Origin of the sequence: Rhodococcus sp. 06-156-4, assembly GCF_002259345.1 — a bacterium.
Lineage (GTDB): Bacteria > Actinomycetota > Actinomycetes > Mycobacteriales > Mycobacteriaceae > Rhodococcoides > Rhodococcoides fascians_E.
Window position 1 is genome coordinate 25953 of the sequence record NZ_NPGB01000032.1, and the last position, 21459, is coordinate 47411.

Annotated in this window: 19 protein-coding genes; 9 read left to right on the forward strand and 10 right to left on the reverse strand. The window is 64.6% G+C overall.

Annotation, left to right across the window (positions count from 1 at the left end):
- Positions 1-11: 11 nt before the first annotated feature.
- On the reverse strand, positions 12-836 hold the full coding sequence (locus CH290_RS24650) for a siderophore-interacting protein (RefSeq protein ID WP_033190315.1): 825 nt from the start codon (positions 834-836) through the stop codon (positions 12-14).
- Between the two features lie 191 nt (positions 837-1027).
- On the opposite strand from CH290_RS24650, the gene CH290_RS24655 reads away from it, so the two are divergent.
- Both CH290_RS24655 and CH290_RS24660 read left to right on the forward strand, forming a co-directional pair.
- Positions 1028-2377, forward strand: coding sequence for an enolase C-terminal domain-like protein (locus CH290_RS24655; RefSeq protein WP_033190314.1), 1350 nt, complete (start codon positions 1028-1030; stop codon positions 2375-2377).
- A gap of 11 nt (positions 2378-2388) precedes the next feature.
- Entirely contained in the window at positions 2389-3324 is a 936-nt protein-coding gene (locus CH290_RS24660) for a 2-hydroxyacid dehydrogenase (RefSeq protein ID WP_230621088.1), read from the forward strand.
- A gap of 13 nt (positions 3325-3337) precedes the next feature.
- Here CH290_RS24660 and CH290_RS24665 read toward each other — a convergent pair whose 3' ends face one another.
- From CH290_RS24665 to CH290_RS24690, 6 genes are all read right to left on the reverse strand, one after another.
- Positions 3338-4141, reverse strand: a complete 804-nt coding sequence (locus CH290_RS24665) for an IclR family transcriptional regulator (protein ID WP_170947494.1) — start codon at positions 4139-4141, stop codon at positions 3338-3340.
- A 44-nt stretch (positions 4142-4185) separates the two neighbouring features.
- Complete coding sequence (locus CH290_RS24670) at positions 4186-5346, reverse strand: enolase C-terminal domain-like protein (protein ID WP_033190312.1); 1161 nt, start codon at positions 5344-5346, stop codon at positions 4186-4188.
- 12 nt (positions 5347-5358) lie between these two features.
- Positions 5359-6684 (reverse strand): ABC transporter substrate-binding protein, encoded by a 1326-nt coding sequence (locus CH290_RS24675; protein WP_033190311.1) that lies wholly within the window; start codon positions 6682-6684, stop codon positions 5359-5361.
- A gap of 3 nt (positions 6685-6687) precedes the next feature.
- A complete protein-coding gene (locus CH290_RS24680; protein WP_026348247.1) occupies positions 6688-7569 on the reverse strand; it encodes a carbohydrate ABC transporter permease in 882 nt (293 codons plus the stop codon).
- A gap of 4 nt (positions 7570-7573) precedes the next feature.
- Entirely contained in the window at positions 7574-8515 is a 942-nt protein-coding gene (locus CH290_RS24685; protein WP_033190310.1) for a carbohydrate ABC transporter permease, read from the reverse strand.
- Positions 8516-8798: 283 nt separating this feature from the next.
- Complete coding sequence (locus CH290_RS24690) at positions 8799-9869, reverse strand: dienelactone hydrolase family protein (RefSeq protein ID WP_033190309.1); 1071 nt, start codon at positions 9867-9869, stop codon at positions 8799-8801.
- Between the two features lie 45 nt (positions 9870-9914).
- Between CH290_RS24690 and CH290_RS24695 the strand changes: the two genes are divergently transcribed.
- On the forward strand, positions 9915-11093 hold the full coding sequence (locus CH290_RS24695) for a hypothetical protein (protein ID WP_033190308.1): 1179 nt from the start codon (positions 9915-9917) through the stop codon (positions 11091-11093).
- An 83-nt stretch (positions 11094-11176) separates the two neighbouring features.
- Here CH290_RS24695 and CH290_RS24700 read toward each other — a convergent pair whose 3' ends face one another.
- Complete coding sequence (locus CH290_RS24700) at positions 11177-11989, reverse strand: NAD-dependent epimerase/dehydratase family protein (protein WP_033190307.1); 813 nt, start codon at positions 11987-11989, stop codon at positions 11177-11179.
- A 161-nt stretch (positions 11990-12150) separates the two neighbouring features.
- Between CH290_RS24700 and CH290_RS24705 the strand changes: the two genes are divergently transcribed.
- Both CH290_RS24705 and CH290_RS24710 read left to right on the forward strand, forming a co-directional pair.
- Positions 12151-13230 (forward strand): ABC transporter ATP-binding protein, encoded by a 1080-nt coding sequence (locus CH290_RS24705; protein ID WP_019667807.1) that lies wholly within the window; start codon positions 12151-12153, stop codon positions 13228-13230.
- Between the two features lie 161 nt (positions 13231-13391).
- Positions 13392-14606: an L-talarate/galactarate dehydratase gene (locus CH290_RS24710; RefSeq protein ID WP_020112357.1), complete on the forward strand. Its 1215-nt coding sequence runs from the start codon at positions 13392-13394 to the stop codon at positions 14604-14606.
- 43 nt (positions 14607-14649) lie between these two features.
- Here the strand turns inward: CH290_RS24710 and CH290_RS24715 are convergent, their stop codons facing one another.
- Both CH290_RS24715 and CH290_RS24720 read right to left on the reverse strand, forming a co-directional pair.
- Positions 14650-16122: a mannitol dehydrogenase family protein gene (locus CH290_RS24715; RefSeq protein WP_033190306.1), complete on the reverse strand. Its 1473-nt coding sequence runs from the start codon at positions 16120-16122 to the stop codon at positions 14650-14652.
- Entirely contained in the window at positions 16119-17141 is a 1023-nt protein-coding gene (locus tag CH290_RS24720) for an NAD(P)-dependent alcohol dehydrogenase (protein ID WP_033190329.1), read from the reverse strand. The genes CH290_RS24715 and CH290_RS24720 overlap by 4 nt, the downstream gene beginning before the upstream one ends.
- A gap of 92 nt (positions 17142-17233) precedes the next feature.
- Between CH290_RS24720 and CH290_RS24725 the strand changes: the two genes are divergently transcribed.
- The 4 genes from CH290_RS24725 to CH290_RS24740 are packed head-to-tail and all read left to right on the forward strand — an operon-like array spanning position 17234 to position 21451.
- The gene (locus CH290_RS24725; protein WP_080738078.1) at positions 17234-18274 is read left to right on the forward strand and encodes a sugar-binding transcriptional regulator; all 1041 of its coding nucleotides are present in this window, start codon (positions 17234-17236) and stop codon (positions 18272-18274) included.
- Positions 18271-19623 (forward strand): ABC transporter substrate-binding protein, encoded by a 1353-nt coding sequence (locus tag CH290_RS24730; protein ID WP_441347093.1) that lies wholly within the window; start codon positions 18271-18273, stop codon positions 19621-19623. The genes CH290_RS24725 and CH290_RS24730 overlap by 4 nt, the downstream gene beginning before the upstream one ends.
- Positions 19620-20570 (forward strand): carbohydrate ABC transporter permease, encoded by a 951-nt coding sequence (locus CH290_RS24735; protein WP_019667813.1) that lies wholly within the window; start codon positions 19620-19622, stop codon positions 20568-20570. Before CH290_RS24730 ends, CH290_RS24735 begins: the two co-directional genes overlap by 4 nt.
- The gene (locus tag CH290_RS24740; protein WP_019667814.1) at positions 20570-21451 is read left to right on the forward strand and encodes a carbohydrate ABC transporter permease; all 882 of its coding nucleotides are present in this window, start codon (positions 20570-20572) and stop codon (positions 21449-21451) included. The genes CH290_RS24735 and CH290_RS24740 overlap by 1 nt, the downstream gene beginning before the upstream one ends.
- Positions 21452-21459 lie beyond the last annotated feature (8 nt).

Genomic DNA, 21459 nt, shown 5'->3' on the forward strand with positions numbered 1-21459 from the left:
TGGTGTGGTGGTCAGAGTCCGGATTCTTCGAGGGCGGCGTCGACGACCTGGGTCAGTTCGTGTCCGCTGAGGCCCTCGGCGAGTGCGCGGTCACGAACGGAATCGATGTGCTCGCGGACCTCCGTGAACCGTTGCTGCCAGGTCTCCTTGTCGCGTCGCCAGTAGCCCTTGATCTCGAATCGGTCCGGAGTCCACCCCAGTTCGCGGTGGAAGAGCTTCCGGATCGCCCGGGCGTCGGACGCTTCGGTCGCCGCCCACAGATAACCGGTGCCGCTGGGTCTGTCGAAGGATCGAACTTCCGCGAGCAACTCCTGGTCGGTCGTCCACTCGTACGTGACGGTGGCTGCGCTCGGCACCTGCTGTTCGTCCTCCCGGCTCGGCACCGACGCGATGACGTGCGCTGTGGCGCCCCGGGGAAGCTGTTCGACGGCACGGGTGAGAGCAGGTAATCCGGTCATGTCGGCAACCAGCAGCTGCCATTCGGTGTCGATGGGCGGCCGATACCATCCGTGCGGCTCCGAGACGCGGATGCGATCGCCCGGCTGCGCCCGTACTGCCCACTGCGCGGCAACACCGCCGTCGTGCACCACGAAGTCGATGTCGAGGTGAGGGCCGGCCGGATCGAACCGGCGGACGGTGTAGCTGCGCAGGGTGCCGTCCTCGAAGATCAAGCGAAGACGCTCGTCGGGAACGCCGGTGGTCGCGAAGCCGGACAGATCGGCACCGCCCAGCCGTACGCGGAGCATGGAGGGCGTCACGTACCACGACGACAGGGTCACGGCGTCGAACGTCCTCGGTTCCGACGGGCTGCGTTCAGTGGGAACGGACGGGGGCATCCGGGCAGCTTCCTGTCGAGACCTGTTCAACTCTGACCGTTCGATATTAGGGTAGCCATACTTTGCGCTTCCATAGCCCCTGCATCGATACCCGCGGGGTATCGATCCATGCCTATCTCGTCTTGGACACGCATAGGTTCGGAACCATAGGGTTCGTGTGAGCCGAGTCACGACCACGGAAGGTTCCACCGATGAACGCGCGCACCACCGCCACCCCCGTCGTCACCGAGATGCGAGTGATCCCCATTGCCGGCCACGACGGCATGTTGCTCAACCTCAGCGGTGCGCACGCACCGTATTTCACGAGGAATCTGGTGGTGCTCACCGATTCGGACGGCCGCACCGGCGTCGGCGAGGTCCCTGGTGGAGAGCCCATCCGGCGGTGCCTCGAGGATGCCCGGTCTCTGGTCGAAGGCCGGTCGATCGGTGCGTACAACGCGATCCTGCAGTCGATGCGAACAGCGTTCTCGGACCGGGACTCCGGCGGTCGAGGCGCGCAGACGTTCGACCTGAGGATCGCTGTCCACGCAGTCACCGCGGTCGAATCGGCCTTGCTGGACCTGCTCGGACAGCATCTCGGAGTCACCGTCGCCGCGCTGCTCGGCGAGGGACAACAGCGAGAGAAGGTCCAGGCCCTCGGCTACCTGTTCTTCGTCGGCGACTCCGCCAAAACGGATCTGGCGTACCGGACGGCATCCGACGAGCCGGCAGGTGCCGACGAGTGGGCTCGCATCCGTCACTCGGAGGCGCTCACCCCCGATGCCGTCGTTCGACTCGCCGAGGCCGCTCAGGCGCGCTACGGATTTCAGGACTTCAAGCTCAAAGGTGGCGTACTTCCCGCCGCCGAGGAGGCGGCTGCCGTGACGGCGCTGCACCGACGCTTCCCCGACGCTCGAATCACGCTGGATCCCAACGGTGGATGGTTGCTGAAGGACGCGATCGAGACCTGCCGCGGATTGCGCGACGTCCTCGCCTACGCGGAGGATCCGGTCGGCCCCGAGGGCGGATTCTCCGGCCGAGAGGTCATGGCGGAGTTCAAGCGGGCGACCGGGTTGCCGACCGCGACCAACATGATCGCCACCGACTGGCGGGAGATGGGCCACACCATCCGCTCCGGCGCCGTCGACATTCCGCTGGCGGACCCGCACTTCTGGACGATGAGCGGTTCGGTGCGCGTCGCGCAGCTGTGCGACGCCTGGGGGCTGACGTGGGGATCGCACTCCAACAACCACTTCGACGTATCGCTCGCCATGTTCACCCACGTTGCCGCCGCTGCACCGGGTCACATCACCGCAATCGACACGCACTGGATCTGGCAGGACGGTCAGCGAGTGACCGAGGAGCCCTTCGAGATCGACGGCGGATACCTCACGGTGCCGGACAAGCCCGGTCTCGGCGTCGAACTGGACTGGGCGCAAGTCGATGCCGCGCACGAGCTGTATCAGCGTGAAGGCCTCGGTGCTCGCGACGACTCCATCGGGATGCAATATCTGATCGACGGATGGGCCTTCGACAGCAAGCGACCGGCACTACTGCGATGACTGCACGCGCGCTGAAAATCGTCGTCGGTGATCGGAACGTACTGCCGCACAAGGCGGAGTTCGAGAAGGCATTACCCGTCGGGGCCGAAGTGGTCTGGGTGGTTCCGTTCGACGAATCTCGTGTGCTCGAGGAACTGCCCGACGCCGACGTGTACGTGGGCGGAAAGTTCAGCGCAGCGATGGGTGCGGCCGGGTCCCGGTTGACGATGGTTCACGTCGTCGGTGCTGGAACCGACAACGTCGACCGATCCGGACTGAGCCCGGACGTGGAGGTGTGCACCACCTTTCACCACGAACGGTCGATAGCGGAATACATCGTCTCCGCGACGGTGATGTTGCGGCGCAACTTCCTGGCGCAGGACCGGGCGCTGCGGACCGGCGTTTTCCGCACCTCCGTCTACGACCCGTCGATTCCGCAACCACTGTCGCTCGTGGGTGCCCGGATCGGCTTCGTCGGCTTCGGGCACATCGGCCGCCAGGCATGGAGGCTGTTCGACGCCTACGGAGCGCACGGAGCCGCAGTGACCGGTAGCGGTACAGCAGCCGACGTCGGCCTCGAATGGTTCGGCAGCACCGCCGAACTCGGAAAACTGATGGAATGGTCCGACGTCGTCGTCGTGTCGGCGCCGCTGACCGACGCGACGCGCGGCATGATCGGCGCGGACGAGTTGTCCGGGCTGGGCAGTAGCGGCGTCCTCGTCAATGTCGGCCGTGGTCCACTCGTTCAGGAGCAGGCACTGTTCGATGCATTGTCCCGGAATGTGATTGCCGCTGCCGCGATCGATGTGTGGTACCGATACCCCGGCTCCGACGGCGTCGGACAGCCGAGCACGCTGCCCTTCGCGGATCTGGACAACATTCTGATGACCCCGCATTCCTCCGGCGTCACCCACCACACGTTCGTCGGGAGAGTCGCGGACATCGCCGCCAACATCTCTCGCCTGTGAACGCTCGGCCGGGTCAGCGCACGCCCTCGGCGCGGAGCTCACGAGCCCAGGCGTCGGCATGCTTGGTCAGGACGCCTGCAATACGTTCCAGCTCACCCGGGTACGACGCCACCTCCGCGGGCATCGACACGCTGAGCGCGTCGGTTGCGGGAATGCGGTAGGGCACCACCGTCGCGATGCAGACCACGCCGACCGTTCCCTGTTCCTGCTCCAGTGACCACCCGCGCTTGCGCACCTCGGCCAGCTCCGCGATCAGTGCGTCGCGGTCGACGATGGTGTTGTCGGTGTACCGCTCGAGCTGCTGGGGCAGGAGCTGAGTCACCTCGTCGGTGGTCAGCTCCGCCAGCAGCGCCTGGCCCAGAGCGGTGACGTGGCACGGCAGCTTGCGTCCGACGCGGTGCATGCGCCGGACTTCCAGCTTCGAGCCCCGGCTGGCGAGGTAGATGACGTGGTCCTCGTCGCGTCGGGCGAAGTGAACGGTGTGCCGGACGTCCGATCGCAGCGCCTCCAGTACTGCGGCGGCACGCCCCACGACGGAATCCTTGTCGAGGTAGGACGTGCCGGTCAGCAGTGCGTGAGTGCCGATGCCGTAGCGCGAACCGGATTCGTCGGCCTCGATCCACCGCAGTTCCTTCAGGGTGCGCAGGAGGGCGTGCAAGGACGACCGTGGGTACTTGCACGCCTCCTGCAGCTCGCCGAGACTCATCCGGGTCGGCGAGGCGGCCAAGGTCTCGAGGATGTGAATGGTCCGTTCCGCAGACTTCACCGGCTGGGAGTCGGAAGCAGCGGGTGCGGGAGCCTTGACATCGTTCACCATGAGGACAGTGTCCCTCATCTGGAACGCAGTTTCACCTACAGACATCAGTATTCTTCGACGAGGTTTTCCGAGACGTACTCGTGGTCGATCTCTTCACCGAGGCCGGGGCGGTCCGGCATGTGCACGATTCCGTTCTCGTCGATGGGATCGACGATGGACTTCAGGTGCGGGGGAACCCAGTCGTAGTCGGTGTGCGGGTGCAGCAGCCCCCGCTCGTACCAGTGAACGTTGGGCGCCCCGCCGACGAGCGCGAGGTTGGGGGCACCGTTGCCGTGGATCTCGCACTCGAGCCCGAACCCGTCGGCCATGTGCACCGTCTTCATCGCCGGCGTGATCCCGCCGCCGTTCATCGCGCCGACCCGCAGGATGTCGCAGGCTTCGTTGGCGATCCACTCCGACCTCGACTTGTGCCGTCCCGGAGTGGTCTCGGGACCGATGACGGGGGTGTCGATCTGGTCCGCGAGCCACTTGTACGAACGCAACGAGAACTCGTCCATCGGTTCCTCGAACCAGGCGAACTTCAACCGGTCGAGTTCGCGGCCCAACGTGAGGGCTTCGGTGCGCGAGTACCAGTGGTAGCCGTCGAGCATCAGTGAGAAGCCGGGTCCGACGGCGTCGCGCACCGCGGCACAGGCGTCGATGTCGCGGTGGAGGTCGGGGGCGCCGGGGTGCGGCGGCATCCAGGTGTGCAGCTTGATGCCCTGGTAGCCGCGTGCCTTCAGATCGCGAGCGAAGGACGCGAAGTCCTCCGGTGAGGACAGGCCGCCCTCGATGTCGTCACCGCACATGGTGCTCGCGTACGCCTTCACCTCGGAGCGGGCTCCGCCCAGCAACTTCCACACCGGTGTGTCGAACTTGTTGCCCGCCAGATCCCACAGAGCCTGGTCGACGTAGCTGAGGGTGTGCTCGGGCAGTTCGACGGCCTTGGTGCGTTGACGGATCGCGAACTTCTTCTCGACGGACTCGCGGGCGAGCGGATCGGTGCCGATCAGGACCGACTGGAAGTACTGCTCCACCTGGTCCTGACGCAGGTAGTTGGGCTTGCCGAGAACGTAGCCGCTGGCTCCGTCGGAGTCGGTGATGCGCAGCAACGCCTGGGTGGACTGGCTGGACGGGCCGGGGTGACGGTGTCCGTAGGAGTCGACCGACGTGCGCGCCTCCGTCTTGAACACCTGCACGGCAACTTCCGTGATGACGCTGGACATGGTGCTTATCCCCTATTTGCCCTGACGGGCATCGTATTTGGCCTTGGAACGATTGAGCTTCTCGGCGAAGTCGTCGGCGAAGTCCTGGGCGCTGAGCTGCCCGATCAGAACCTTCTGCCACTGGCCCAGCATCTGCACCTGGACGATCTTGCCGAAGTCCGGCAGGTAGTCCGGCGGCGTGACCAGGACGGTCTTCGGGTCGTCGAGTGCGGCCTGAGCGGCCTGTACGGACGGCATGTCCTGGAACGACGGCGCCGATCGCGCAACGGTGTTGACCGGAATCTGGCCGACGTTCTCGTTCCAGTACGCCTGCGCCTCCGGAGACGTCATGAACTCGAGGAACTTCCACGCTGCAGCCTGGTGCTGACTGGACTTGAAGACCGTGTACGACGGGAACGGGTCGGTCATCACCGTGCGGACGCCGTTGTCCGCGAGCGGAAGTGCCACTGCGCCGACCTTGTCGCCGAGCGCCTTCCTGTGGTTGCTGAGCGAGCCGAGGTTGTGCTGCATCATCGCAACCGACCCGCCCCCGAAGCTGGCCACCATCTGCGGAAATCCGTTGTTGACGTCGGCGGTGGGAGTGTCGACGTCGTACAGAGCGGCGAATCGTTCGATGGCCTCGACCATCTCGGGGCGGTTGACCGTCGATTCGCTGCCGTCGAAGAAGTTCTCGATACCGGTCGTCGCGAACATGTGCTGCAGGAGCGGATAGATCGATCCCGCTCCGCCGCGGATGGTGAATCCGTACCGGCCGGCGGCCTTGTCGGTCAGTGCGTCCGACGCCTCGTAGAACTCGTCCCAGGTGTCCGGTGGTTCCAGGCCTGCCTCGTCGAACCAGTCGGCGCGGTACCACAGCGTTGCGTTGTTACTGGTGAACGGCAGACCGTAGAGCACCTCTCCGCCGCCGGACTCACGCGCGGATTCGATGATCTTGGGGTCGTAGTCCGCCTTCTGAGGCGAGGCGTCGAGGAACTGGTCCAACGGAATGACGGCGTTCTGAGCGACGAGCGGAGCCAGGTAGGCCGTCGATACGATGCCGAGATCCGGGGCCGAGCCGCCGGCCAGTGCCGTCTGGTACTTCTGCTGCGCACTGTCCGACGGCAGACCGACGTACTCGATGTCGATACCGGGATTCGCAGCTTCGAAACGGCGAATCAGCTCCTCGTACAGCGGAGTTCGATCCGGTCCGGCATTGTTGTCCCAGAAGGTGAGGGTGCCGCTGTTCGGGTCGCCCAGTGCGCCGTCGGGCAACGATGTTTCCGAACTGCATCCGGCGAGGACGAGTGCGGTGACGGCGCCGACGAGGAACGTTCTTCTGGCGAAATGTGTGGTCGTCATTGTTCAGCCCTTCACCGCTCCGGCGCTGAGGCCCTGGACGAGGTATTTCTGGATGACGGCGAAAACGGCGACGACGGGCACTGCAGCGATGAGACCGCCGGCCGCGAGGACGCCGAAGTCGACGTTGTAGGAACCGATGGTGTAGCTCAATCCGACTGGCAGCGTGAACTTCTCCTGGCTGCTGATGAACATCAGGCCGAACAGGAAGTTGTTCCAGCTGCCGATGAAGGCGAACGAGCCGACGGCGATGAGGCCGGGCCGCAGCAGTGGCAGCATGATGATACGGAACGCTTTCATGCGGGAGCATCCGTCGACCATCGCTGCTTCTTCGAGCTCCACGGGGATCTGGGAGATGAAGCCTGCCATCAGCATCGCGGCCAAAGGCAGTTGGAACACCGTATCGGCGACGATGAGGCCGAACAGGTTGTTCACCAGTCCCATCTCGCGGAACACCTGGAACAGTGGGATGAGCAGCATGGCGCCGGGCACGAACTGGCTGCACAGCAACGCCATGACGAGGGGGATCTTGGCGCGGAACTTGAAGCGAGCCAACGCGTATCCGGTTGCCAGGGCCACGAAGGTCGTCAGGACCAAGGACAATCCGGCGACGATCAGGGAGTTCTTGAAGAAGAAACTGAAACCCAGTGTGTTCCACACGGTGTCGAAGTGATCGAACGTGATGGGCCAGGGAAGCATCGAGTTCGATCCCGCGGGACGGAACGCGAACACGATCATCCAGTAGAACGGAACGAGCGTGAACAGAAGGTAGAGCGCGAGCGGAAAGCCGACGCTGAAGAAACGCGGTTTGGTCTTGTGCACGCGCAGTTCGGTGTGGGAGTCGGGTGCCGGGGTGGTAATCACCGGTCGATCGGCGGTAGTGGTCATGTTCTCAGGCCTTGTCGCTGTTGAACTTGCTCAGGCGCAAGTAGAGGATCGAGCAGAAGAGCAGGATCACGAATGCCACGGTGGTCAGTGCCGAGCCGTATCCGAAGTCCTGGGCAGTGGTGGCGAGTTGCGAGACGTAGAGCGGCAACGTCGTCGTGACGTCTGCCGGTCCACCGGCGGTCAGTGTGTACAGCAGGTCGACGTTGTTGAACTCCCACACGCCGCGAAGCAGCGTCGAGAGAATGATGACGGCCTTGAGGTGCGGGAGGGTGACGAAACGGAACCGCTGCCAGCGGTTGGCGCCGTCGACGTTCGCAGCCTCGTACAGATCCTTCGGTGCGCTCTGCAGTTCCGCGAGGATCAGGATCGCGAAGAACGGGACACCACGCCACAGTTCGGCGACCGACGTGGCCCAGAACGCGGTGTCGGGATCGGCGATGGGCGCGGCCGTGCCGTCGCCGATGCCCATGTCGCCGAGTAGCTTGAACAATCCGGTCGACGGGTTGTAGATGAGCAGCCAGATGCCGGTCGTCAGAACTCCGGACACGGCCCACGGCGAGAACACGAGCGCGCGGGCGAGTCCGCGACCGCGGAAGACCTCGTTGACCAGCAGCGCCAGTCCGAGTCCGAGAATCAGCTGGAAGACGACCTGCACACCGACCCATTTGGCGGTGACGACGAGGCTGTTCCAGAACGCGTCGTCGGCGAACATGAGCTTGAAGTTCTCGAGGCCGGCAAAACCGTTGTCCCACGGCGTCGTCGGGTTGTAGTACTGCAGGCTGTAGTAGAAGACACTGCCCACGGGGTAGAAGATGAAGACCACGAGCAGTACGACGACGGGTGCGATGAGGATGTAGGGCGCCGAGATGCGGCGCTTCTTCCGGATCGGGGCAGCTGCGGTGGACGCAGCCGTTCCTCCCGATCTGGGTTCGGTGGTGGTGACCATGGGTGACGCTCCGAGGGTGACGGGCCTGTGCGGCATGGGTTCCGGTGGGCGTGAAGAGGAACGGTTCAGGTAAGTCCGGGTGACGGGGTTCCGGGTGACGGGGTTCCGGGTGACGGGGCTGGGCGAGCGAGCCGCAGACGCTGCGGTACGGGCGCGTCGTTCAGGCGTCGTTCTAGGGTCGCTCGATCGCTCTCATCCGTTCACGTATATGAACTCACGTCTTATATGTGAATTGCTGTGACTTACTATGACCGCAGTCACAAGCCGTGTCAAGCGTGACGGGTCATACCATTCTGTCCAACCACGCAGCTGCGGCGTCCTGCATGTCCGAGGTGAACACGTGGCCGCCCTCGAACCACTGGGTGGTGAGCGCGTCGGATCCTCCGTACGCGTGCTGAAGTGCAGCTTCTGCGTCGGACATGCCCTTCGGTCCGAAATGGCTGTCACGCCGGGCGAATTGAACCAGCAACGGCGTCGGGAGACCGGAGGCGGCCACGTCCGGCCAATCGCACACGGCCGGAAGGCCTGGGGTGATCATCAGCCAGGTGGTGTCGTCGGCGTGACCGTCCGCGACGTCGGCGAACGTGCTCATCATCGCGGTGATCACCGCTGCCTTCACCTCCGCCGCGGCGAGCAGATGCGCGACCCTGGCGCCTCCACCCGAGAACCCGGTGACACCGATTCTCGACGCATCCACACCAGGAATCCCCCGCAGCACCTCCAGCGCCACCAGGTCCTCCCGGAGAACCTGTCGAGCCAGCGAAGACCCGGTCAAGGCAGCTGTCTTCGCCAGTCCGTGCTCGTGCTCGCGAGCCGCGACCTCGTACCGAGCGCTCGAATCCAGCGCCGATGCGCCGGCTGCCTTCTTCGCTCGCTCGGGAAAGTCCTCCCACGCCACCCGGCGACTGCCCCAGGGAAAGACGTCGTGCACCAGGACGGCAAAGCCGGCGGCGACGAGTCCCGCCGCCACGGACCTACCGTCGTACCCGCGTCGTCGCATGTCGGACAGGGCGGCGATCGGTCCGTCCGGACCGTCGGCCACCTTCTCCTTGCCGTGGAACTTGATCCCGTCGTGCGCGTGGAGGAGCAGAACGGCGGGTAGGTCACGGTCCGTGCGGTTCGCAGGCGTCAGCAGCCAGGCCTCGGTCGGAGCCGTCTCCCCGGGGACCGTCCAGGTCAACTCGATGCCGTCGACGCCGGAGTTCTCCGTGTCTGCGGCTGTGTCGACGTGCCACGTGCGGCCGAAGGCGACGTGGGGAGTGCCCTCGTGCAGGTCGGGTGTGGACCCCAGGGCGCGGAGGATCGCTGCTCGACGGTCCGATCGTGGACAGCCGCGCTCGTCATGTGTTCCCATGTGTGAACTCCGTCCCATCTGTTGAATCCATCCTGAGGGGTTTGAATGTCCGAGCACACCGTCGACCGCATCGTCGCGCACGCCTACCCGTGGGACGTGCTGGGCGACCCGCACTTCGTCCAGCGCGCCCTGGACCTCGGCGTTCGAGAGGTCGCGCTCGCCGCGAGCTACCACTCGACCCGCGCAGCCACCCCCCTGCATCCGCAGCACAAAGTGGTCGACGCCCACCACGCGGCTCTGTACCGGCCCGTGCGCGGCGACGCGTGGGACGGCCTTGCGATCGCCGCCCCGACGGCATCATGGGGTGGCTCCGAGGACGCATTCGGCGACGCCGCCGCGCTTCTCGTGGCAGCCGGAATCAAGGTGCACGCGTGGATCGTGCTGTCCCACAGCACGATCATCGGCCAGGCCAACCCGGGCGCAACCGTCGTCAACGCATTCGGCGACCGGTACCCGTACGCACTGGCACCCGGCCACCCGGACATCGTCGCGTACGCACGCACCCTGGCAAGCGAAGCGATCCGCGGTGTCGACGTGTACGGCGTGTCGGTCGAAGCCGCAGGTCAGCTGGGAATCGCGCACGTCGGGCCGCACGAGAAGACCGACGGGGCCTACCCCGGAATCGGGGACACCCTGATGTCGATCAGCTGCACTCCCCGCGAGCTGTCCGCCTGGGCCGAACACGGCGTCGACTCGGACAAGATCGTCGCGAAACTGCGCGACGGAATCGACGCATTGTCCGCGGGAACGTTGGCGCCGTCGTCGACGATCGAGGACGTACTCGACGGCGTGGAAGCCGACGCCGTGTTGACTGTGCGCCACGCCGACGCCGACCGGCTGCGCGGAGCAGTACTCGCCGCCGTCCGAACCGAGTCGCCCGACGTCCGCGTCACGCTGCACGGCCACCCCGATCCCTGGAAGACCGGCCCATCGCCTGCCCTGACCAGCACCGCCGCCTCCGACGTCGACGCCGTCCTCGTCTCGGCCTGGCCCGGAACCGCCGAAACCGTCTCCGTCGTGCAGCGCACCCGCGCCCTGGTGGGAGAGAACACCGCCGTCGGCGCCTACGTCTCCGTGTTGCCGCCGAAGAAACTCGACGACACCGGCGCCCACGTCGCCGCCACCGTCGCAGCCGGGGCGAACGAACTCCACCTCTACCACCTCGGACTGGTCAACAAGCCACAGCTGAACGCCCTCGGCTCCGTCATCGCGGACTACTCCTAGCCGCTCACCCCCGCCGCACCGAACGTGACGTTCGGTCACTTCAAGTGACCGAACGCCACGTTCGGTGCGAACAGGGCAGCCCACTAGTGCATGCGTGTGCCCAGTGGGTGGTCGCAGAAGGCACCACCGACGCGCTGGAGGATCGGGTCGTCGAAGGTCCATTCGTGGTCGGCGAGGAATTCGTCGGCGAACTGCTCGGCGTCGTCCTGGGGCTCGTATCCGATGGCGGCGCCCTGCTCGCCCGACCACCAGGCGCGGGAGTTCTTCGAGATTCCCCAGACGGTGTGGAATCCCTTGGCGCTGTCGGAGAGTGACGCTTCGATGAGGCGGGCGGTGTCGGCCGGCGACATCCAGCTGGCCAGGCCGCGGTAGTTCGGTGGCTTCTCGAAGCTCGATCCGATGCGCAGATTCACCACGTCGATTCCGAAACGATCGTGATACAGCCGTCCGAGTGCTTCGACGGCAGCCTTCGACCAGCCGTAGAAGCCGTCGGGACGCGGGCCGACGTCGCCGGGCAACGGCTTTCCGCCTGCCTCGTCGTGCGTCCAGAAGCCCACCGCGTGATTGCTCGACGCTGCCACCACCCGGGTCGCTCCGTGGGTCACGGCAGCGTCGAAGATCGCCTGGGTGCCGTCGACGTTGACCGAGAGGATGTTGGCCCAGGAGTCCTCGGTGCTGAGGCCGCCGAGATGCAGGATGGCGTCGACGCCGTCGACCGCACGCGATACGGCGTCGCGATCCGTGACCGATCCTTGGACGAATTCTTCTGTGGCGTAGTCGATATCGGTTATCTCGGTGATGTCGAACAACCGCAGTGTCCGGTCCGGGCGACGTAGCAGTGGCCGGAGCATCTTGCCCATGTTTCCGGCCGCGCCGGTGATCAACAGCGTCGTCATGTTTCCTCGTTTCCGTCGAAAAGTCTTGTGCTGCGCATCACGTTAGTGCATAGTTCGAAACGAAGTCACCATCTTGACTCAAGTTCACATACATGAACACTACGTTCACCTCCCACTCGGATCGTCCGGCACGTTCCTGCCGGTGAAGGAGCACACCCATCATGGCAACAGTTGCGTTCGAGAACGTCACCAAGTTCTTTCCCGGCGGGGACAAGCCTGCCGTCGATCAGCTCGATCTGGCGATCGAGGACGGCGAGTTCCTCGTCCTCGTCGGCCCGTCCGGCTGCGGAAAGTCGACGTCGCTCCGCATGCTCGCGGGGCTCGAGGACGTCGACCGCGGCGCGATCACCATCGGCGGCAACGACGTCACCGAGTTCCAGCCGAAGGACCGCGACATCGCGATGGTGTTCCAGAACTACGCGCTCTACCCGCACATGACCGTCGGCGAGAACATGGGCTTCGGCCTGCGTATCGCGGGTGAGGACAAGGGCGAGATCAAGCGGCGCGTCGAGGATGCGGCCAAGATTCTCGACCTCACCAAGTTCCTCGACCGCAAGCCCAAGGCGCTGTCCGGCGGTCAGCGTCAACGTGTCGCGATGGGCCGCGCGATCGTCCGGAAGCCGCAGGTGTTCCTCATGGACGAGCCGCTGTCCAACCTCGATGCCAAGCTGCGTGTGCAGACGCGCGCGCAGATCTCGGCGCTCCAGCGTCGCCTCGCCACCACCACCGTCTACGTCACCCACGACCAGGTCGAGGCCATGACGATGGGCGACCGCGTCGCGGTGCTCAAGGACGGCGTGCTGCAGCAATGCGACACTCCGCGCCGGATGTACGAGCACCCGAACAACGTGTTCGTCGCCGGGTTCATCGGGTCGCCCGCGATGAACCTTCTGGAACTTCCGCTTGTCGACGGCGGCGTCAGCTTCGGTGGGGAGATCGTGCCGGTCCCACGCTCGGCTGTTGCGAGCATCGGGGAAAGCTCGGTCACGCTCGGCGTACGTCCCGAGGATCTGGAGATCACGACGGGAGAGGGCCTGGAGGTCACCATCGACGTCGTCGAAGAACTCGGCGCCGACGCCTACGTCTACGGCCAGGCCGACGTGAACGGAGCCAAGCAGCCCATCGTCGTGCGCGCCGACGGTCGCATTCCGCCACGTCGGGGCGAGAAGATCACCTTGTCCTATGCGGCGGAGCGGACGCATCTGTTCTCGACCGTGACCGGCGAACGCCTCGTCGACTGACGGGCTTTCGGGATGGAGATGCATGCAGTCCGGTGTATTTCCATCCCGCGTCGGCGATGCTGAACCAGTATCGATGTATCCACAAATAGTCTTGGACTTGAATGAATGGACCCCCTAGCGTGTGAGGTACACCACCAGCCGTTCAAGGGAGATCAGTCGCAGTGTCCATCGACGTAGAGACAAGAACCTCGAAGCCCACCAGCGGCCTCACCGCACCCGACGCGGCGATCAAGGCCCTCGCGGCCGGCGACGCGACCATCGACCGGATCGCACACGTCACGCTGAAGTCGATCACGCTGCCGCTGAAGAACCCCATCAGCGATGCCAAGGTTCTGACCGGCAGGCAGAAGGCCATGACCGAGGTCGCGTTCCTGTTCGCGGAGATCAGAACCGAGCAGGGCCACGAAGGAATCGGTTTCAGCTACTCCAAGCGTGCCGGTGGACCGGCCCAGTTCGCACACGCGAAAGAGATCGCACCGGTGTTGATCGGCGAGGATCCCAGCGACATCGCCAAGATCTGGACCAAGCTGCAGTGGGCAGGGGCGTCGGTCGGGCGCAGCGGCGTTGCCACACAGGCCATCGCGGCCGTGGACATCGCACTCTGGGACCTCAAGGCCAAGCGTGCGCAGCTGCCGCTCGCGAAACTCATCGGTGCGACACGCGATTCCGTGCAGACGTACAACACCTCCGGCGGGTTCCTGCACACCCCGATCGAAGAAGTCCTGGACAATGCGACGGCATCCCTCGCGGCCGGAATCGGCGGCATCAAACTCAAAGTGGGTCAGCCGGATTGGCGCACCGACATCGCCCGCGTCACAGCTGTCCGCGAGCACCTCGGCGACGACGTCCCGCTCATGGTCGACGCCAATCAGCAATGGGATCGTCCGACGGCGAACCGTATGTGCCGCATTCTCGAACAGTTCGACCTCGTCTGGATCGAAGAACCGCTCGATGCCTACGACGCCGAAGGTCACGCGATGCTCGCGCGCACCTTCGACACGTCCATCGCGACCGGTGAGATGTTGGCCAGCGTCGGAGAGCACGTCCGCTTGATCGAGGCAGGTTCGGTCGACATCATTCAGCCCGACGCCCCGCGTATCGGCGGAATCACGCAGTTCCTCAAGTTGGCCTCGCTGGCCGAGCACCACAACCTGCAGCTCGCACCGCACTTCGCGATGGAGATTCACCTCCACCTCGCGGCGGTGTACCCGTTGCAGACGTGGGTGGAGCACTTCGACTGGCTCGATCCGCTGTTCGACGAGCACCTCGAAACCCGCGACGGCAGGATGCATCTCTCCGACCGCCCGGGCCTCGGCTTCACGCTCAGCGATCAGGCCAAGGCCTGGACCGTCGGAACGGCGGAGTTCGGCAAGTAACCCCTGTATGAGTGGAGATGTAGGCCCTGCCCTACATCTCCACTCACGTGTGGCGGAGGCGTTCCAGGGTCGCGCGGGCGCCTTCGGAGTGCAGAGAGTCCAACTGCGTGCGGTATTCGGTGACGAAGCGTTCGTTGTCGATCAGGTCGCCGAAGACTGCGCGGTTGGCGATGAAGGCCGTGGGATCGTCGTGCTGCTTCCGGGCAATCGGAATCAGGGTGTCGGCGAGCTGGTCGACGATCTCGATCGGCTGACCCTGCTCGTCGACACCTTCGGCGTACCGTGCCCAGCTGGCGACGACGGCAGTGGACAACCGGATGTCTCCGCCGGTTTCGAGATTCTTGCGGATGACGGGCAACAGCCACTTGGGAATTCGGTCCGACGACTCCGCGCACAGCCGCGCGACGGTGTCGCGGATCTCCGGGTTGGAGAAGCGTTCGATCAGTGTCTTCTTGTAGTCACCCAGATCGATGCCGGGGACCGGCTGCAGCGTCGGAGTCGCTTCGTTGTTCATGTAGGCCAGCAGGAACTCGGAGAACAGTGAGTCCTGGGCTACCTCGTGCACCAACCGGTAGCCGCTGAGGTAGCCGAAGTACGCGAGTGCCTGATGGCTCGCGTTCAACAGTCGCAGCTTCATCAGCTCGTACGGCGTGACGTCCTCGACCACCTGTACTCCGACGTCCTCGAACGGAGGGCGACCGAGCGTGAACTTGTCCTCGAGGACCCACTGCGTGAACGGCTCGCCCGCGACCGGCCACTGATCGTCCAGCGCGTAACGCTCCGAAAGGCTCTGCACCACTTCGGGAGTGGTCACCGGCGTGATGCGATCGACCATCGAGTTGGGGAAAGCACCCTCGGCGGTCAACCACTGCGCCAACTCGGGATCTTTCAGGTGCGCGAACGCAGTGAACGTCGACTGCGCGATGTGCCCGTTACCTTCGATGTTGTCGCACGACATGATGGTGAACGGCTTCAGTCCGCGGTCCTTGCGTCGCGCGAGAGCGGCGACGACCAACCCGAACGTCGTCGACGGAACGGCCCCGTCCTTCAGATCGGCCTGGATGGACGGATTCTCGGCGTCGAACTCGCCCGTCGTCGCGGAGAAGTTGTATCCGCCTTCGGTGATGGTGAGCGAGACGATACGCGTCGACTCCGCGGCCATCTTCTCGATCACGGCCTCGGGATCGTCCGGTGCGAAGAGGTACTCGACGATGGACCCGATGACTCGGGTGTCCCAGGTGCCGTCCGCGTGCTTGAGCGCCAGCGTGTACAGGCAGTCCTGGGCGTCCATGACGTCCTTCATCTTCCGGTCACCGGGGAGGACGCCGACACCGCAGATTCCCCACTCCGACGCCTCGCCCTGCTGAAGCAGTCGGTCGACGTACATCGCCTGGTGGGCGCGGTGGAACCCGCCGACACCGAAATGCACGATCCCGGCCGTCACGTCGGACCGATCGTAGGTGGGCACTGCGACGCCCTCGATGAAGTCGTCGAGTGTGCGCGAGTTCAGCTTCATACGTCGGTCTCCTTCGAGAGTCCTGGGATGACAACAGCTTTGATGCTTCCGGCGACCTTGTCCGCGTTCAACGCGTCCTCGGCGTGAGCGAGATCGAACCGTGCGGTGACCATTGCGTCGAGGTCGACCAGTCCGCCGAGAACCAGTTCACGAGCGATGGGCCAGGTGTTGGCGTATCGGAACACTCCGGTCAGTACGAGTTCGCGGTTCTGGATCAACGAGATCGGCAACGCGTAGTCGGATCCACCCATACCCACCAGCACCACGGTACCTGCGGGCCGAACCGCATGAATGCCGTCGACGACGGCCCTGGCCGCACCGGACGCGTCGATGAACGCGTCGACCTCGAGCTCTCGAACATCGTCCGTTGCAGGGTCGAGGACCTGCGTCGCGCCGAAGGTGGATGCGTTGACCCGACGAGCCGCGTCGATGTCGCTGACGATGACGGTCGTGGCGCCGAATGCGCGGGCGACCTGTGCGGTGACGAGGCCTACCGGGCCCGCGCCTGCGATCAACACGCTGGAACCCGCCGTGATCCGTGCCTTCTGGGCCGACGCGATGCCGACCGACAACGGTTCGAAGAGGGCAGCGGCTTCGTCGGAGATCTCGTCGGGAATCGTGTGCGCGAAGACCGACTGGATCAACACGTACTCGGCGAGGGCGCCGTCGATCGGCGGCGTCGCGAAGAACTCCATGGACGGGCACAGGTTGTATCGGCCGGCGCGCGACTGTGCGCTCGTCGGATCCGGGCGCTGAGGTTCGATCGAGACGCGCTGGCCGATTCGGGTGTCGGCCACTGCGGAACCGACTCCGACGATCACGCCTGCTGCTTCGTGTCCGAGTACCAGTGGGCCGTTCACGACATGGTCGCCGATTCGGCCTTCCCGGTAGTAGTGCGCGTCGGATCCGCAGACTCCGACGGCGGTGACCTGGACCAGAACCTCGTCGGCCGCCGGGGTGGGAACCGGTCGCTCCTCCAGTCGAATCTCGTGGGGTCCGCTGAGAACGCTGACCTGCATCGACTGTGGCACCTGAAACTCCTCTTGGGTTGGTGTTGTGTAGATCACACCTGAATGTTAGCTTAATGAGCAGAAGAACACACCCTGAGCATATGCTCACCGTCCGCAGGAGAGTTGTGACAATTTCGGTCCCCGAGGTTCCGGGACCGCAGCGTTCGTCGAAAACCACCGACGACCTGCGGCTCGCCCTCCGTGCGGCGTCGATGTATCACGTCGAGGGGGCGACGCAGGCGGAGATTGCCGCCAAGCTCGGGGTCTCCCGCCCCACCGCAGGACGGCTGGTCGCCAAAGCGCGAGCGCTCGGGCTGGTCACCATCGAGATCAACGTGCCCGATGAGTTGCAGGGCACCGTGCACGCCGATATCGAGCGCGATCTCGAGCGAACCTTCGGGCTGACGGAAGCTCTCGTCGTTCCCGACGTCATCGACGGCACCGACCGGGGGTACGGATCGCTGGGGCGTGCCGCGGCCGCGGTGCTGTCAAGGCGGTTGGCGTCGACCGACACACTCGGATTCACGTGGGGCCCGGAAACCGTGGCCGTCGCACACTCGCTGAAGTCGAGGGGCGCGAAATGCGCCCAGGTGGTCCAGCTCGACGGGTCGATGAGTTCGGCCGACTACCAGACCGGTGTGGAGTACACCCTGGGCCGCTGCGCGGAATATCTGCAGGCGCGGCCCGTCCGGCTCAACGCGCCGCTGTACGCCGATCCGGCGACAGTGACGGCGTTGCAGCAGGATTCGGTGATATCCCGCGCCCTACAAGCCGGGACCGAGGCCGAAGCGATGATGTACGGCCTCGGTCCCGTTTCCACGTCGACCACGCTGTTCGAGGGCAGCTTCATCGACTTGGAGATCATCGACGAGCTCCGCAGTCTCGGCGCCGTCGGTGAAATCGGTGGACGATTCTTCGATGCCGACGGGACCCCGACGGGCGGTTCGCTTCCGGACCGAACGGTGTCCGTCGGACTCGACGCCATTCGGTCGTGCGACCGGGCAATTCTGATCTCCGGTGGTGTGAAGAAACACCAGGCAATACTCGGTGCACTTCGCGGTGGCTTCGCCTCCGTACTCGTCACCGACATCGAAAGTGCGCGTTGGTTGATGGCGCATACAACGGAAGGTGTGTCCCAGTGAGGTTATTACCCAAGGTGGTCGTCGCGGCCTCGCTCGCGACGACCCTGACGCTGTCCGGCTGTGCCGGCGCAGGTTCGATCGGTGGTGACGGTGACGGCACGACGATCACCGTCGCCATCGTGTCGAACTCGCAGATGTCCGACGCCATCTCGTTGGCGCCCGAGTTCGAGGCCGAGAACCCGGGTATCAATCTGAAGTTCGTGTCTCTGTCGGAGAACGAGGCTCGTGCCAAGATCACCGCGTCCGTCGCCACCGGTGGCGGTGAGTTCGACGTCGTGATGATCAGCAACTTCGAGACCCCGCAGTGGGCCGAGAACGGCTGGCTCACCAACCTGTCCGAGTACGCCGACGCGACGCCTGGCTACGACGAGGACGACTTCATTCCGACGCTGAAGGAGTCACTGTCCTACGAGGGCAGCATGTACTCCGTCCCGTTCTACGGTGAGTCGTCGTTCCTGATGTACCGCAAGGATCTGATGGAAGCGGCAGGCATCACGATGCCGGAGGAGCCGACGTGGCAGGAAGTCGCCGACGCCGCCGCGAAACTCGACAGCCCTGACGTCTCGGGAATCTGCCTCCGCGGAAAGCCCGGCTGGGGAGAGGTTCTCGCCCCGCTGAACACCGTCATCAACTCGTTCGGTGGACGCTGGTACGACGAGGACTGGAACGCACAGCTCACCAGCCCGGAAACCGAAGCCGCCGTTCAGTTCTACGTCGACACCGTCCGCGAGCACGGCCAGCCCGGCGCCGCAACCAGCGGATTCAGCGAGTGCGGAACGCAGCTCTCGCAGGGCAACACCGCGATGTGGTACGACGCCACCTCCGCCGTGTCGGTGCTCGAGGATCCGACGTCCAGCAACGTCGTCGGCAAGATCGGATACGCCAAGGCCCCGAGCGAAGCCAAGGGCGACAATGGCTGGTTGTACTCCTGGGCGCTCGGAATCCCCACCACCTCGGAGAATCCCGACGACGCATGGAAGTTCGTGTCGTGGATGACCAGCAAGGAGTACCTGAACAAGGTCGGAAACGAGCTGGGGTGGGAGCGCGTTCCGCCCGGAAGCCGCCTGTCCACCTACGAGATTCCCGAGTACAAGGAAGCGTCTGCGGCGTACGGCCAGGTGACGTTGGACTCGATCAACGGTGCGGACCCCAACAATCCGACGGTCGACCCCGTCCCGTACACGGGCGTGCAGTTCCTGACCATTCCCGAGTTCCAGGACCTCGGAACTCGTGTCAGCCAGCAGATCAGTGCAGCAGTAGCAGGACGAATCAGCGTCCAGGACGCGCTCGAACAAGCGCAGCAGTACGCCGAAGTGGTCGGTAAGACGTACCAGGAGGGCCAGGGATGACCACCACCGAAACGCGATCGGCGGAAGCCGATTCCGAGAAGTTCGTACCGAGACCGAGAACCATCTCCAAGGCCGAGGGGTGGCGTCGACGAGGCCCGCTCCTGCCCGCGATGGTGTTCGCTATCGTCGTCACCCAGATCCCCTTCCTGTTCACGCTGTACTACTCGACTCAGTCGTGGAACCTCGTCCGACCTGGTTCGCGAGAGTTCAACTGGCTCAACAACTACGTCGACGTGTTCCGCGACAGTCAGTTTCGTGAAGTCGCACTGAACACGGTGATCATGATCGTCGGCACCGTCATCATCTCGGTGATCCTCGGTCTGTTCCTGGCGTTGCTGCTGGATCGAAAGTTCATCGGCCGCAGCCTGATCCGTACGCTCTTGATCACACCGTTCCTGATCACTCCGGTCGCCGGTGCGCTGATCTGGAAGACCACGATGTTCGATCCGGTCTTCGGCCTGATCAACTTCGTGCTCAGCCCGTTCGGCGTGGACCAGATCGACTGGGTCTCTCGCTACCCGCTGCCGGCCGTCATGGCCAACCTGATCTGGCAGTGGACGCCGTTCATGATGCTGCTGATTCTCGCCGGTCTGCAGTCGATGCCCAAGGACATCTCCGAGGCGGCGCGAGTCGACGGCGCAGGGCCCTTCAAGCTGTTCCGGGAGCTCACCCTCCCGCACCTGCGGCGGTTCATCGAACTCGGTGCCGTCCTCGGTGCGATCTACCTGGTCAACACCTTCGACGCGGTGTACATGATGACCTCGGGCGGCCCGGGTGTCGCCTCGGCGAACCTGCCGTTCTACATCTACCAGCGCGCCTTCCTCGGATTCGACATCGGGCAGGCCGCGGCCATGGGTGTGGTCACGGTGGTGGCCACCATCATCGTCAGCACCTTGGCGCTGAGACTGATCTTCAAGAGCTTCAGTGGAAACGAGGAGGCTGCGTGATGAGTACCGCTACCACGAACAAGAAAGCAGTACCGCAGACATCCGACGGTGTCGCCATCAAGCGCAAGAGCAAGTGGGGCCCGGGCACCATCTGGTCGTTCGTCGCCTGGGTCGCGGGCATCACGTTCTTCTTCCCCGTGCTGTGGATGGTGTTGACCGGTTTCAAGCAGGAGGCCGACGCCTACTCGGACCCACCGAAGCTGTTCTTCACCCCGACGCTGGATCAGTACCGCGGAGTGCTCGAGAGCGGTATCGGCACCACCCTGCTCAACTCGGCGTTCGCGACCGTGGTCTCGACGCTTCTCGTTCTGCTGCTGGGTGTTCCGGCCGCGTTCGCTCTGTCGCTGCGGCCGGTGAAGAAGACGAAGGACGTGCTGTTCTTCTTCATCTCCACCAAGATGCTCCCGGTGGTCGCGGCAATCGTTCCGTTGTACGTCATCGTCGGCGACATCGGCATGCTGGACAACATCTGGACACTCGTGATCCTCTACACCGCAATGAATCTCCCCATCGCGGTGTGGATGATGCGGTCGTTCTTCCTGGAAGTTCCGAGCGAGTTGCTCGAGGCCGCCAGCATGGACGGTGCATCGCTGTGGACCTCGGTGCGTGAGGTGATCCTGCCGCTCGTGTCTCCCGGTATCGCCGCGACGTCGCTCATCTGCGTCATCTTCTCGTGGAACGAGTTCTTCTTCGCCGTCAACCTCACCGCCGTTCAGGCACAGACCATTCCGGTCTACCTCGTCGGCTTCATCACCGGACAGGGCCTGTACTGGGCACAGCTGTCCGCCGCTGCGACCTTCGCAGCCCTCCCCGTCGTCCTTGCCGGATGGTTCGCGCAGAACAAGCTCGTGCGCGGTCTGTCCTTCGGCGCCATCAAATAGGTACAGGA

Excerpts from the sequence above, each read along its gene's own strand:
- CH290_RS24650 (WP_033190315.1), bottom strand. The coding sequence starts at position 836 with ATGCCCCCGTCCGTTCCCACTGAACGCAGCCCGTCGGAACCGAGGACG.
- CH290_RS24655 (WP_033190314.1), top strand. The coding sequence starts at position 1,028 with ATGAACGCGCGCACCACCGCCACCCCCGTCGTCACCGAGATGCGAGTG.
- CH290_RS24665 (WP_170947494.1), bottom strand. The coding sequence starts at position 4,141 with ATGGTGAACGATGTCAAGGCTCCCGCACCCGCTGCTTCCGACTCCCAG.
- CH290_RS24670 (WP_033190312.1), bottom strand. The coding sequence starts at position 5,346 with ATGTCCAGCGTCATCACGGAAGTTGCCGTGCAGGTGTTCAAGACGGAG.
- CH290_RS24675 (WP_033190311.1), bottom strand. The coding sequence starts at position 6,684 with ATGACGACCACACATTTCGCCAGAAGAACGTTCCTCGTCGGCGCCGTC.
- CH290_RS24680 (WP_026348247.1), bottom strand. The coding sequence starts at position 7,569 with ATGACCACTACCGCCGATCGACCGGTGATTACCACCCCGGCACCCGAC.
- CH290_RS24685 (WP_033190310.1), bottom strand. The coding sequence starts at position 8,515 with ATGGTCACCACCACCGAACCCAGATCGGGAGGAACGGCTGCGTCCACC.
- CH290_RS24690 (WP_033190309.1), bottom strand. The coding sequence starts at position 9,869 with ATGGGAACACATGACGAGCGCGGCTGTCCACGATCGGACCGTCGAGCA.
- CH290_RS24695 (WP_033190308.1), top strand. The coding sequence starts at position 9,915 with ATGTCCGAGCACACCGTCGACCGCATCGTCGCGCACGCCTACCCGTGG.
- CH290_RS24700 (WP_033190307.1), bottom strand. The coding sequence starts at position 11,989 with ATGACGACGCTGTTGATCACCGGCGCGGCCGGAAACATGGGCAAGATG.
- CH290_RS24705 (WP_019667807.1), top strand. The coding sequence starts at position 12,151 with ATGGCAACAGTTGCGTTCGAGAACGTCACCAAGTTCTTTCCCGGCGGG.
- CH290_RS24715 (WP_033190306.1), bottom strand. The coding sequence starts at position 16,122 with ATGAAGCTGAACTCGCGCACACTCGACGACTTCATCGAGGGCGTCGCA.
- CH290_RS24720 (WP_033190329.1), bottom strand. The coding sequence starts at position 17,141 with ATGCAGGTCAGCGTTCTCAGCGGACCCCACGAGATTCGACTGGAGGAG.
- CH290_RS24725 (WP_080738078.1), top strand. The coding sequence starts at position 17,234 with ATGCTCACCGTCCGCAGGAGAGTTGTGACAATTTCGGTCCCCGAGGTT.
- CH290_RS24735 (WP_019667813.1), top strand. The coding sequence starts at position 19,620 with ATGACCACCACCGAAACGCGATCGGCGGAAGCCGATTCCGAGAAGTTC.
- CH290_RS24740 (WP_019667814.1), top strand. The coding sequence starts at position 20,570 with ATGAGTACCGCTACCACGAACAAGAAAGCAGTACCGCAGACATCCGAC.